This window comes from Pseudomonas sp. NY8896 (assembly GCF_039634505.1).
This window is the reverse complement of record NZ_CP132350.1, coordinates 4,314,317-4,327,799: the sequence shown is the minus strand read 5'-3', so window position 1 is coordinate 4,327,799 and position 13,483 is coordinate 4,314,317. Positions and strand designations below refer to the sequence as shown.

Here is a 13,483-nt window from a genome sequence, read left to right as displayed (position 1 = left end):
GCCATGACTGATACCGTTGAAAAAATCCAGCTCACCCGGGCCCTGAAAAGCCGGCACATCTTCATGCTGTCGCTTGGCGGAGTGATTGGCACCGGCCTGTTCATGGGCTCGGGCGTGACCATCAACCAGGGCGGGCCGGTGGGTGCGATCCTGGCCTACCTGGTCGCGGGTTTGCTGATGTACCTGGTGATGGTCTGCCTGGGCGAACTGTCGGTGCAGATGCCGGTGTCCGGCTCGTTCCAGGCCCATGCCACCAAGTTCATCGGCCCGGCCACCGGCTTCATGATCGGCTGGGTGTACTGGATGAGTTGGGCCACTACGGTGGGCCTGGAGTTCACCGCCGCCGGCATGCTGATGACCCGCTGGTTCCCGGACGTGCCGATCTGGTACTGGTCGGCACTGTTCGTGGTGGTGCTGTTCGGCCTCAATGCCCTGGCCACTCGCGCGTTTGGTGAAGCCGAGTACTGGTTCTCGGGCATCAAAGTGGCGACCATCCTTGGCTTTATCATCATCGGCCTGCTGGTGATCTTCGGTGCCATCCCGTTGACCAGCGGGGCGCCGGCGCCGATGCTGGACAACCTGGTGGGCGAGTCGCTGTTCCCCCACGGCCTGTCGGCGGTGTTCGCGGTGATGATGACGGTGGTCTATGCCTTCCAGGGCTGTGAAATCATGGGCGTGGCGGCCGGCGAGACCGAGCACCCGGAAAAGAGCATCCCGCGGGCGGTGCGCAACGTGGTGTTCCGCGTGCTGATCTTCTACGTGCTGGCGATTGCGGTGCTGTCGGCCATCGTGCCGTACGAGCAGGCTGGCCTGATGGAAAGCCCGTTCGTGCAGGTGTTCGACATGGTCGGCATCCCCTTTGCTGCCGACGTGATGAACTTCGTCATCCTCACCGCCATTCTTTCGGTGGGCAACTCCGGGCTGTATGCCTCTACGCGCATTCTTTGGGCGATGTCCAAGAGCGGCATGGCGCCGAAAAGCCTGTCGCCACTGAGCAAGCGCGGCGTGCCGCTGCGGGCGCTGAGCATCACCCTGTGCTTTGCGCTGATCTCGCTGATGACCAGCTTCATTGCCGCCGACACGCTGTTCATGGTGCTGATGGCGGTGAGCGGCATGTCCGGTACCGTGACCTGGATCGTCATCGCCCTGGCGCAGTATCGCTTCCGCAAAGCCTACCTGCGTGACGGTGGGCAGTTGCAGGACCTGAAGTACAGGGCGCCGCTGTATCCGTTGGTGCCGCTGCTGTGCATCACCCTGTGCAGCTCGCTGTTCGTGTTCCTGGCATTGGATGAAACCCAGCGGCCGTCGCTTTACTGGGGCTTTGGCTTCATTGCCCTGTGCTACGCGGCGTACTACTTCGTCAATCGTCGCCGGCAAGGGGCATTCGAGCCTAGCGTCCCTGGCGTCTGAGTCCGTAGCTCGTGGTTGGTAAGTGTACGTCGCTGCATGTTGGTCGCCTGTGAGATCGAGCGCCGCCCGCGCGGCGCATCGCGAGCTGCGCTCGCTCCTACGTTTGTTTCGGGCCAATATCGCCTGTGACAGACGCGCGCGACCGCCTTGTTTGTACGACGCGATATCGCGCCATGCGCCAAGGCGTTCGCACGCAAATTCCACAGGCATAATTGGCCCGAAACAAACGTAGGAGCGAGCGCAGCTCGCGATGCGCCGCGCGGGCGGCGCTCGATCTCACAGACCCTGAAAATGCAAAGGCAAAAACCAGCTGTGTAACACCGAAAACCGAGTTGTGCGAAGTTGTAACAGCCCATCCCGCCTTGTTGAACACTCGTTTAGTATCTCCCTCATCAAGTCCTCCCCAAACCATCACAACAACACCGAGGCCCCCATGACCACCCCGTCGTCGTCACTGTTGAGCAACGTCGAAGCCGGCGTTGCCTGGATCACCCTCAACCGCCCCGAGCAGCGCAACGCGCTGGATATCCCAACCCTCAAGCAACTGCATGCCTTGCTCGACAGCCATAACGGCGACCCGGCGGTACGCGTGGTGGTACTCACCGGCAGCGGGCGCAGTTTCTGCGCCGGCGCCGATCTGGCCGAATGGGCTGCCGCCGAAGCCGCAGGCACCCTGGAAAGCTACGGCTGGACCGAAACCGCCCATGCTCTGATGTTGCGCCTGCACAGCCTCGCCAAACCCACCATCGCCGCCATCAACGGCACCGCCGTGGGCGGTGGCATGGACCTCAGCCTGTGCTGCGACCTGCGCATCGCCGCCGCCTCGGCGCGTTTCAAGGCCGGCTACACCAGCATGGGCTACAGCCCCGATGCCGGCGCCAGCTGGCACCTGCCACGGCTGATCGGCAGCGAGCAGGCCAAGCGTTTGTTGTTCCTCGATGAACTGTGGGGCGCCGAGCGCGCCCTGGCGGCTGGGCTGGTCAGTGAAGTCTGTGCCGACGAGCAACTGCCCGCCGTGGCCGCCGAGTTGGCCGGGCGCCTGGCCTGCGGCCCGACCTTCGCCTTTGCGCAGACCAAGCAACTGATGCGTGACGGCGCCCGGCGCACCCTGGCCGAGCAGCTGGAAGCCGAGCGCCACGCCGGCCTGTTGTGCGGCCGCAGCCAGGATGGCGTCGAGGCGCTGCAAGCCTCGGTTGAACGCCGCGCCCCCCGTTTCATCGGCCAGTAACCCGATACCGACCCTGACCAGGACCTTCGCAGATGAATTTCCAACTGACCCAAGAACAAGAAATGTTGGTGGAAGCGGTACGCAGCTTTGTCGCCAAAGAGCTGCTGCCCCATGAGGAAGCGGTGGACCGCGCCGATGCCGTGTCACCCGAGCTGGCCGCACAGATCCGCGGCAAGGCCATCGCCGCTGGGTTCTATGCCTTCAACATGCCCGAGGAAGTCGGTGGCGGCGGCCTGGACTACTTGTCTCAGGCGTTGATCGAGCGTGAGCTGTCCAAGGTGTCCTGGGCCCTGCATGTATTTGTCGCACGGCCGTCGAAAATTCTCATGGCCTGCAAGGATGAGCAGATCAACGACTACCTGCTGCCCTGCGTGCAGGGCGAGAAAACAGACTGTTTCGCCCTCACCGAACCGGGCGCCGGCTCCGATGCCAACGCCATCAAGACCCGCGCCGTGCGCCAGGGCGATGACTTTGTCATCAACGGCAGCAAGCACTTCATCAGCCACGCCGGCCACGCCGATTTCGCCATTGTCTTCGCGGTCACCGACACCTACGAGCACAACGGGCGCAAGCGCAATGCGGTCACGGCGTTGCTGGTGGACCGTGGTACGCCGGGCATGACCATCCGCCGTGGCCCCAAATGCGTCAGCAACCGTGGCTACCACACCTACGAACTGTTCTTCGACGACTGCCGGGTGCCGGCCAGCAAGGTACTGGGCGAGGTTGGCAAGGGCTGGGAAGTGGCCAACGCCTGGCTTACCGCAGGCCGGGTGATGGTCGCCGCCAACTGCGTGGGCCAGGCCCAGCGCGCACTCGACCTGTCGCTGCAATGGGCCGCCGACCGTAAGCAGTTCGGCCAGGCCATTGGCAGCTACCAGGGTGTGTCGTTCAAGTTGGCCGACATGGCCACGCAGATTCGCGCCGCCGAGATGCTCACCCTGCACACCGCCTGGAAGATGGACCAGGGCAGCATGACCGATGGCGAGGCCGGCATGGCCAAGCTGTTTGCCAGCGAAGTGCTGGGCAAGGTGGCCGACGAAGCCGTGCAGATATTTGGCGGTATGGGCCTTATGGACGAAGGGCCGGTCGAGCGCATCTGGCGCAATGCGCGTATCGAACGCATCTGGGAGGGCACCTCGGAAATCCAGCGGCACATCATCGCCCGCGAACTGCTGCGCCCGCTGCTGCGCTGAGCGCCTGGAGAACCCCATGTCGCAATCGATTCGTGACAACCTCAAGCGCCTGTTGGCGCCCCGGCACCTGGCCTTCGTCGGCGGGCGCAGCTTGGCTCGGGCGCTCAAGCGCTGCGCCGAAGGTGGCTTTGGCGGCGAGCTGTTTCTGGTCAACCCACAGCATGAAAGCCTCGAAGGCATCCCCTGCGTGGCACGGGTGGCCGATTTGCCTTATGCCCCGGACGCTGTGTTCATCGCCACCAACCGCGAACTGACCTTGCAGTGCGTTGCCGAGCTGGCCGCACGCGGCGCCGGTGGCGCCATCTGCTATGCCTCGGGCTTTGCCGAAAGCGGCGAGGAGGGGCGCCAGCTGCAGCAGCGCCTGCTCGACGCCGCCGGCAACATGGCCTTGCTCGGCCCCAACTGCTACGGCCTGCTCGACTACCTGCATGGCGCTGCCCTGTGGCCGGTCGCGCATGGCGGCCAGCAGGTGGAGAAAGGCGTGGCGATCCTCACGCAAAGTGGCAACTTTGCCTACAACCTGTCCATGAGCGACCGCTCACTGCCGGTAGCCTACATGGCCTCGGTCGGCAACCAGGCACAACTGGGCGTGGCCGAGCTGATGGACGTGCTGCTCGATGACCCACGGGTAACGGCCATCGGGCTGCACCTGGAAGGCTTGAAGAACGTGCCGGGTTTTGCCCGCGCCGCCTACAAGGCGTTGCAGCAGGGCATACCGATCATTGCCCTGAAGACAGGCGTGTCGCAGATCGGCGCTGAACTGGCGCTGAGCCACACCAGCTCGTTGTCCGGCTCCGACGCCCTGTACGACAGCCTGTTCCAACGCTTGGGTGTAATCCGCGTCAGCGGCCCGGTGAGCTTTGTCGAAACGCTCAAGGCAGCCGCTTGCGGGCGCTTGCCCGCAGACGGCGAACTCATCGCGCTGGCCTGTTCAGGTGGCGATGCTGGCCTGATCGCCGACTATGCCGAACGCAACCAACTGCACCTGCCGAAACTTGAACAAGGGCAGGTGACGGCGCTGGCCGAGGTGCTACCGGCATTTGCCAACCTGGTCAACCCATTGGATTTCACCACTGCCATCTGGGGCGATGAAGCGGCCTTGCAACGCATGCTCGACAGCACCCTGAGCGGCGCAGCGGGTGCGGCCATGCTGGTGCTGGACTACCCGGCGGCGTTCACCGGTGAACGCAAGGAGTGCGACCTGCTGCTGGGGCTGTACAGCGATGCCCTCGAACGCCACGGCAAAATCGGTTTCGTCACCTCGGCATTCCCCGAACTTCTGCCTGCCAGCGCGCGCGAGCGCCTGCATGCACGGGGCATTGCGGCCCTGCAGGGCGTGGAAGATGGCCTGGCGGCCTGGGGCCGCATCGTCGCCTACCAACGCAACCGCCAGCGTTTGCTGGAGCAGGGCGAGGCCGCACGCATGCCGTTGTGCCCGCAGGCCCTTGCGGGCGAAAGCCGGCTGCTGGACGAATGGCAATCCAAGCAAGCCCTGCGCGCCTTCGGTTTGCCCGTGCCAGCGGGTGTGCTGAGTACACCCGAGCGTGCCGTGGCAGACGCTGCCGGCGTGGGGTACCCGCTGGTACTCAAGGCGGTCAGCGCACAGCTGCCGCACAAGACCGAGGCCGGTGCGGTGGCGCTGAACCTGCGCGATGCCGCTGCCCTGGACGCCGCACTGGTGCAGATGCGCCAGCGCATCGCTGCCTACGCCCCGCAGGTCGCGTTTGATCAAGTGTTGCTCGAACCCATGGCCGAGGCGCCCTTGGCCGAGTTGATTGTCGGTATCAAGCGTGAACCCGACTTTGCCCTTGCCCTGGTAATCGGCGCCGGCGGCGTGCTGGTCGAACTGCTCAAGGACAGTGCCAGCCTGTTGCTGCCTACCACCGACAGCGCCATCCGCACCGCACTGCTGAACCTGCGCAGTGCCACCCTGCTGCAAGGCTTCCGTGGCCGCCCGGCCGCCGATCTCGACGCCTTGGTCGCGGCCATTCGTGCGGTGGCTGACTACGCCTGTGAGAACGCCGGGCAACTGCTTGAGCTGGATGTGAACCCATTGATGGTCGGTGCCCACGGCACCACCGCGGTCGATGCGCTGATCCGCCTCGGCCAGGCGCAAGGAGAACGACATGAATGAGCTGACCCTGACCGCCGGCCAGGCACTGGTGCGCCTGCTGGCCAACTACGGCGTACAGACCGTGTTCGGCATCCCTGGGGTGCACACCCTGGAGCTGTACCGAGGCTTGCCGGGCAGTGGCATCCGCCACGTGCTGACCCGTCACGAGCAGGGCGCCGGTTTCATGGCTGACGGTTATGCGCGGGTGAGCGGCAAGCCGGGGGTGTGCTTCGTCATCACCGGCCCGGGTGTGACCAACGCCGCCACCGCCATCGGTCAAGCCTATGCCGACTCGGTGCCAATGCTGGTGATTTCGAGCGTCAACCACACCGCCAGCCTGGGCAAGGGCTGGGGTTGCCTGCATGAAACCCAGGACCAGCGTGCCATGACTGCGCCGATCACCGCGTTTTCGGCTGTGGCCTTGCGCGGCGACGACCTGCCCGAATTGATCGCCCGCGCCTGGGCTGTGTTCGACAGCGAACGGCCACGCCCGGTGCATATCTCGGTGCCGCTGGACGTGCTGGCGGCGCGCGTCAGCCGTGACTGGAGCGATGAGGTGGTGCGCCGCCCTGCGCGTGGCCAGCCGTGCCGCGAAACCCTCGACCAGGCTGCCCTGAAACTGGCCACGGCCAAGCGGCCCATGATCATCGCCGGTGGCGGTGCGTTGCACGCGGCCGAGCAATTGGCGCAGTTGAGCGCCCGGCTGGCGGCACCGGTGTTCACCAGCGTGGCCGGCAAGGGCCTGCTGCCACCGCAGGCTCCCCTGAATGCGGGGGCCAGCCTGTGCGTGGAACCTGGCTGGCAGTTGATCAGCCAGGCCGATGTGGTGCTGGCGGTAGGCACCGAGATGGCCGACACCGACTTCTGGCGCGAACGCTTGCCGATCATGGGCGAACTGCTGCGGGTGGACATCGACCCGCGCAAGTTCAACGATTTCTATCCCTGTGCCATTGCCCTGCTGGGAGACGCCCGGCAAACCCTGGCCGGCTTGCTGGAGCACCTGTCAGCACTCCAGCGCGACCCTGCCCAGGCCAGCGAGGCGGTAGCCAACCTGCGCCAGGCCATCCGCAATGGGCATGCACCGTTGCAGGCGACCCACCAGGCCATTCTGGACCGCATTGCCGCCGTACTACCCGACAATGCCTTCATCAGCAGTGACATGACCCAGCTGGCCTACACCGGCAATTACGCCTTCGCCAGCCGGGCGCCACGCAGCTGGCTGCACCCCACCGGCTACGGCACCCTCGGCTATGGCCTGCCAGCCGGCATCGGCGGCATGTTCGCCACCGACCACCGCCCCGGCCTGGTGCTGGTGGGCGACGGCGGCTTCCTCTACACCGCCCAGGAGCTGGCCACGGCGGTCGAAGAACTGCAGCGGCCGTTGGTGGTGTTGCTGTGGAACAATGACGCCCTTGGCCAGATCCGCGACGATATGCTCGGCCTGGATATCGAGCCGGTCGGCGTGCTGCCACGCAACCCGGACTTCATCGGCCTGGCCCGCGCCTTCGGTTGCACAGTGCACCAGCCACGCGACCTGGACGCGCTGCAGGCCGACCTGGCCAGTGGCTTCGCCACCCCAGGCGTGACCTTCATCGAACTCAAACACACCTGCGTCTGCTAAGGCGCGCACAACGACAAGAACCAGAGTGAACATCATGCCATTTCGCCGCACCCTTCTGGCCGCATCCCTGGCCCTGCTGATCACTGGCCAGGCCCCCCTGTATGCCGCACCGCCGTTGTCGATGGACAACGGCACCAACGCCCTGACCGTGCAGAACAGCAACGCCTGGGTCGAAGTCAGCGCCAGCGCCCTGCAACACAACATCCGCACCTTGCAGGCCGAGCTGGCCGGCAAGTCCAAACTGTGCGCCGTGCTCAAGGCTGATGCCTATGGCCACGGCATCGGCCTGGTGATGCCGTCGATCATCGCCCAGGGCGTGCCCTGCGTGGCGGTAGCCAGCAACGAGGAAGCCCGCGTGGTCCGCGCCAGCGGTTTCACCGGGCAACTGGTGCGGGTGCGCCTGGCCAGCCTCAGCGAGCTGGAAGATGCCTTGCAGTACGACATGGAAGAACTGGTCGGTAGCGCCGAGTTCGCCCGCCAGGTTGACGCCATCGCCGCGCGCCATGGCAAGACCTTGCGTATCCATATGGCACTCAACTCCAGCGGTATGAGCCGCAATGGGGTGGAAATGGGCAGCTGGTCCGGTCGTGGCGAAGCGCTGCAGATCACCGACCAGAAACACCTCGAGCTGGTTGCGTTGATGACCCACTTCGCCGTCGAAGACAAGGACGATGTGCGCAAGGGCCTGGCGGCATTCAATGAGCAGACCGATTGGCTGATCAAGCACGCCAAGCTCGACCGCAGCAAGCTCACCCTGCATGCGGCCAACTCGTTCGCCACCCTGGAAGTGCCGGAGGCGCGCCTGGACATGGTGCGCACCGGTGGCGCGCTGTTCGGCGATACCGTGCCGGAGCGTACCGAGTACAAACGCGCCATGCAGTTCAAGTCGCACGTGGCGGCGGTGCACAGCTACCCGGCCGGCAACACCGTCGGCTATGACCGCACGTTTACCCTGACCCGTGACTCGCGCCTGGCCAACATCACGGTCGGGTACTCCGATGGCTACCGCCGGGTGTTCACCAACAAGGGCCATGTGCTGATCAACGGCCACCGTGTGCCGGTGGTGGGCAAGGTGTCGATGAACACGCTGATGGTGGATGTCACCGACTTCCCGGACGTGAAGGGTGGCAACGAAGTGGTGCTGTTCGGCAAACAGGCCGGGGGCGAAATCACCCAGGCCGAGATGGAAGAAATCAACGGCGCGCTGCTGGCCGATCTGTACACCGTGTGGGGCAGTTCCAACCCGAAGATTCTCGTCGACTGAAACCGCTATTGAAGGGAGATTGCCATGCGCTACGCCAAGCTCACTCAACGCATCGCCGGCGACGGGGCCGCGGCCTGGGACATCCACTACCGCGCCCTGGCGCTGCAGGCCGAGGGCAAGGATATCCTGCTGCTGTCGGTGGGTGACCCGGACTTCGACACCCCCGCGCCGATCGTCGAGGCGGCCATCGACAGCCTGCGGGCCGGCCACACCCATTACGCCGATGTGCGCGGCAAGCTGGCCCTGCGCCAGGCCATCGCCAACCGCCACCGGAAACGCAGCGGCCAGGCTGTAGGCGCCGATCAGGTGACGGTGCTGGCGGGGGCCCAGTGCGCGCTGTACTGCGTGGCCCAATGCGTGCTCGAAGCAGGCGACGAGGTGATCGTCGCCGAACCGATGTATGTCACCTACGAAGCGGTGTTCGGGGCTTGTGGTGCCAAGGTGGTGCCGGTGCCGGTCAAGCCGGAGAACGGCTTTCGCGTGTGCCCGCGTGACGTTGCCGAGCGTATTACCCCGCGCACCCGCGCGCTGGCCCTGAACAGCCCGCACAACCCGTCGGGGGCGAGCTTGCCGCGTGCCACCTGGGAGGCATTGGCCGAGCTGTGCATCGCCCATGACCTTTGGCTGATTTCTGACGAGGTGTACAGCGAGCTGCTGTATGAAGGCGAGCATGTCAGCCCCGCCAGCCTGCCGGGCATGGCCGAGCGCACCGCGACCCTGAACAGCCTGTCGAAGTCGCATGCCATGACCGGCTGGCGCATGGGCTGGGTAGTCGGTTCGGCCGAGCTGGCCACGCACCTGGAAAACCTCGCCCTGTGCATGCTGTACGGCTCGCCGGACTTTATCCAGGATGCCGCCGTGGTGGCGCTGGAACAGCAACTGCCCGAGCTGGATGCCATGCGTGAGGCCTACCGCCAGCGCCGCGACCTGGTGTGCGAGCAGTTGGCAGGCTGCCCTGGTATCAAGGCGCTCAAGCCCGACGGCGGCATGTTCGTGATGGTCGATATCCGCGATACCGGCCTCAGCGCCCAGGCCTTCGCCGACCGCCTGCTGGACAGCCAGGGCGTGTCGGTGCTGGCGGGTGAGGCCTTTGGCCCCAGCGCCGCCGGGCACATTCGCCTGGGCCTGGTGCTCGGCAGCGAGGCGTTGGCCGACGCCTGCCAGCGCATTGCCCGCTATGCTGGCGAACTGATGCAGGAGCAGGCCGATGCGTGAGTATGCGCGGCTTTATATCGACGGCGCCTGGCAGGTGCCGAGCGGGCAGGGCGTGGCCGAGGTGATCGACCCGGCCAGTGAGCAGGCCATCGGCCGTGTACCGCTGGGCGACGAGGCCGATGTCGAGCGGGCGGTGATGGCGGCGCGACGGGCCTTCGATAGCTGGTCGCGCACGCCGTCCAATGTGCGCGCAGGGTATATCCGGGCATTGACCACGCAGTTGAAAAACCGTGCGGCGGAAATGGCAGCGGTCATCACCGATGAGCTGGGCATGCCGGTGCGGTGGTGCCAGGCGGTGCAGGTCGAAGGCCCGATTGCCGGGCTGGCGCAGTACGCCGAGCTGGCCGGGCTGATGGATGAAGTGCGTGAAGTCGGCAACTCGCTGGTGTACCGCGAAGCCGTTGGCGTATGCGCATTCATCAACCCTTGGAACTACCCGCTGCACCAGATGATCGGCAAGCTGGCGCCAGCCTTGGCTGCAGGTTGCACAGTGGTGGTCAAACCTAGCCAGGAAACGCCGTTGCACGCGTTTTTGCTGGCTGAAATGGTCGATGCCATCGGCTTGCCGGCCGGGGTGTTCAACCTGGTCAGTGGCCCCGGGGCCAAGGTCGGCGAGGCGCTGGCCCGACACCCACAGGTGGACATGGTGTCGTTCACCGGCTCCACCGGCGCCGGGGTGCGGGTGGCGCAAGCGGCCGCGCCGACGGTGAAGCGTGTGTGCCTGGAGCTGGGCGGCAAGTCGCCGCTGCTGATCACCGCCGACGCCGACTTGCATGCTGCGGTGCGCCATGGCGTGCAGGACGTGATGATCAACTCGGGGCAGACCTGCACGGCGCTGACCCGCATGCTGTTGCCGGCCAGCCGCTATGCCGAGGCACTGGACATTGCCGAGGCCGAAACCCGTGCACTGGTCATGGGCGACCCGCGTGACCCGGCCAGCTTCCTCGGGCCGATGTGTTCGGCAGGCCAGCGGCGTACCGTGCTCGACTACATTCGCGCAGGCCAGGAGGAGGGCGCGCGCTTGGTGTGCGGCGGTGATTACGGCGGCTTCGAGCGCGGGTTCTACGTGGCGCCGACGTTGTTCGCCGACGTCGACAACCGCATGCGCATTGCCCAGGAAGAAATCTTTGGCCCGGTACTGTGCCTGATCCCTTATGCCAACGAGGCCCAGGCGCTTGCGCTGGCAAATGATTCGCCGTTCGGCCTGTCCAGCGCGGTGTGGGCCGGCAACCGCGAGCGGGGCCTTGCCCTGGCGCGGCAGATACGTGCCGGGCAGTGCTTCATCAACGGAGGCGGGTTCAACTACCAGGCGCCGTTCGGTGGCTACAAGCAGTCGGGCAACGGCCGCGAGTGGGGCGAGGAGGGCCTGGCGGAGTTCGTCGAGGTCAAAGCGGTGCAGTGCTGAGCCCCTGCGGCAAGACAACCAGTTTTGTATGAGGAGAGTGTTTGTGAATGTACTGATCGTCCATGCTCACCCCGAGCCGCAATCGTTCACCGCAGCCCTGCGTGACCAGGCCGTGGAAACCTTTCGCGCCCAGGGCCACCAGGTGCAGGTCAGCGACCTGTACGCCATGGGCTGGAACCCGGTGGCCAGTGCCGATGACTTTACCCAGCGTGAGAACCCTGAATACCTGGTGTATGCGCTGGAGCAGCGCCAGGGCGTGAAGCGCGGCGGCATTGCCGCAGATATCCAGCAGGAACTGGACAAGCTGTTGTGGGCCGACTTGCTGGTGCTGAACTTCCCGATTTTCTGGTTCTCGGCACCGGCCATGCTCAAGGGCTGGATCGACCGGGTGCTGGTGTCGGGGGTGTGCTATGGCGGCAAGCGCTTCTACGACCAAGGTGGGTTGGCCGGCAAGAAGGCGCTGGTGACCGTGACCCTGGGTGGGCGCGAGCACATGTTTGGCGAGGGGGCGATTCATGGCCCGCTGGAGGACATGCTGCGGCCGATTCTGCGGGGCACGCTGGCCTATGTCGGGTTCGAGGTGCTGCCGCCGTTCGTGGCCTGGCATGTGCCGTATATCAGCGATGAGGCGCGGCAGGATTTTCTACAGCAGTACCGGCAGCGCCTGGAGCAACTGTCGGACGACCAGCCATTGGTGTTCCCGCGCCTGGCACAGTTCGATGAGGCGTTGTACCCACTCCCTTGAGCCGTGCGCGGTTTCTCGTATGAGCGGCACGATGCCGCTCCTACAAAAAAGCGCGCACGCAGCTAGGCACTAAAAGCGACCACCCACACATTCGGGGTATGTCCCCCCTCGGCAAATCCCACGATAGTGAACCCATCGGCTCGATTCCGGAGCATTCACACGATGGAGTTGCCATGCGCAAGGTACTGAAGATGATTGGTGGTCTGCTGCTGGCGTCTGGCGCCAGCCTGGCCCAGGCGGCAGAGGTGGACAGCGCCAATACGTTACGGTTGTACAACTGGACCGACTACATCGGCGAAACCACCCTGGCCGACTTCGAGAAGGCCACCGGCATCAAGGTCATCTACGACACCTTCGACGGCTACGAAACGGTACAGACCAAACTGCTCACCGGCCGCTCCGGTTACGACCTGGTCATGCTCAACGCCTCCCTCGTTCCCCCGCTGATCAGTGCCGGGGTATTCCAGGCGCTGGACAAGCAGCAACTGCCCAGCTGGCACAACCTCGACCAACAGGTGGTCGACAACCTGCAGGGCTACGACCCGGGCCTTAAGTACTCGGCGCCCTACACCTGGGGCAGCTCGGGGGTCACCTACAACGTCGACAAGATCAAGGCGCGCATGCCCGACGCACCGATCGGCTCGCTGGCCATGCTGTTCGACCCCAAGATCGTCTCGCGCTTTGCCGACTGCGGCGTCACCCTGATGGACGCACCCACCGAAGTGATCCCGCTGGCCCTGCAGTACCTGGGCAAGGACCCGCGCAGCGCGTCGCCGGCTGACCTCAAGGCGGCCGAACAGCTGCTGCTGGGCATCCGCCCGTACATTCGCAAGTTCGACTCGGTGAATTATCTCACCAGCCTGCCCAATGGCGATGTCTGCCTGGCGCTGACCTGGTCCGGTGACTACGCCACCGCCCAGGCTCGCGCGGTGGAAGCGAAGAAGGACATCAAACTGTCGTTCTTCATCCCCCAGGAAGGTTCGCTGATCTGGTTCGACAACCTGTACATCCCCAAGGATGCACCGCACGCGGCCAACGCCCACCGCTTCATCGAGTTCTTGCTGCAGCCGCAGACCATGGCCAAGGTCACCGACTACATCCACTACGCCAACAGCAACGCCGCCGCGACCGCGCTGGTGCGTGATGACATCCGCCAGGACCCGGCCATCTACCCGGACGCGTCAACCCGTGAACGCCTGTTCGCGCAGAAAACCCAGAGCCCGAAGGACATGCGTGCCATCACCCGGGTCTGGAGCACGGTCAAGACCGGTTTCTGAACACTGCCCAAC

Annotated in this window: 10 protein-coding genes; all 10 read left to right on the top strand. The window is 65.2% G+C overall.

Annotation, left to right across the window (positions count from 1 at the left end):
• Nucleotides 1-3: 3 nt before the first annotated feature.
• Nucleotides 4-1,410 carry an amino acid permease gene (locus Q9451_RS19295; protein WP_012271829.1) on the top strand — a complete coding sequence of 469 codons (1,407 nt, stop codon included), beginning with the start codon at nt 4-6 and terminating at the stop codon, nt 1,408-1,410.
• A 433-nt stretch (nt 1,411-1,843) separates the two neighbouring features.
• Complete coding sequence (locus tag Q9451_RS19290; RefSeq protein ID WP_012271830.1) at nt 1,844-2,638, top strand: enoyl-CoA hydratase-related protein; 795 nt, start codon at nt 1,844-1,846, stop codon at nt 2,636-2,638.
• 32 nt (nt 2,639-2,670) lie between these two features.
• A complete protein-coding gene (locus Q9451_RS19285) occupies nt 2,671-3,831 on the top strand; it encodes an acyl-CoA dehydrogenase family protein (protein ID WP_012271831.1) in 1,161 nt (386 codons plus the stop codon).
• Between the two features lie 16 nt (nt 3,832-3,847).
• Entirely contained in the window at nt 3,848-5,965 is a 2,118-nt protein-coding gene (locus tag Q9451_RS19280; protein ID WP_012271832.1) for an acetate--CoA ligase family protein, read from the top strand.
• Entirely contained in the window at nt 5,958-7,565 is a 1,608-nt protein-coding gene (locus tag Q9451_RS19275; RefSeq protein ID WP_012271833.1) for a 5-guanidino-2-oxopentanoate decarboxylase, read from the top strand. Before Q9451_RS19280 ends, Q9451_RS19275 begins: the two co-directional genes overlap by 8 nt.
• Before the next feature lie 34 nt (nt 7,566-7,599).
• On the top strand, nt 7,600-8,829 hold the full coding sequence (alr, locus tag Q9451_RS19270; protein WP_012271834.1) for an alanine racemase: 1,230 nt from the start codon (nt 7,600-7,602) through the stop codon (nt 8,827-8,829).
• Nucleotides 8,830-8,853: 24 nt separating this feature from the next.
• Complete coding sequence (locus tag Q9451_RS19265) at nt 8,854-10,044, top strand: pyridoxal phosphate-dependent aminotransferase (protein ID WP_345960711.1); 1,191 nt, start codon at nt 8,854-8,856, stop codon at nt 10,042-10,044.
• A complete protein-coding gene (locus Q9451_RS19260; RefSeq protein WP_012271836.1) occupies nt 10,037-11,449 on the top strand; it encodes an aldehyde dehydrogenase family protein in 1,413 nt (470 codons plus the stop codon). Before Q9451_RS19265 ends, Q9451_RS19260 begins: the two co-directional genes overlap by 8 nt.
• 43 nt (nt 11,450-11,492) lie before the next feature.
• The gene (locus tag Q9451_RS19255; RefSeq protein WP_012271837.1) at nt 11,493-12,194 is read left to right on the top strand and encodes an NAD(P)H-dependent oxidoreductase; all 702 of its coding nucleotides are present in this window, start codon (nt 11,493-11,495) and stop codon (nt 12,192-12,194) included.
• Nucleotides 12,195-12,367: 173 nt separating this feature from the next.
• A complete protein-coding gene (locus Q9451_RS19250; protein ID WP_012271838.1) occupies nt 12,368-13,471 on the top strand; it encodes a polyamine ABC transporter substrate-binding protein in 1,104 nt (367 codons plus the stop codon).
• The last annotated feature ends 12 nt before the right edge of the window (nt 13,472-13,483 follow it).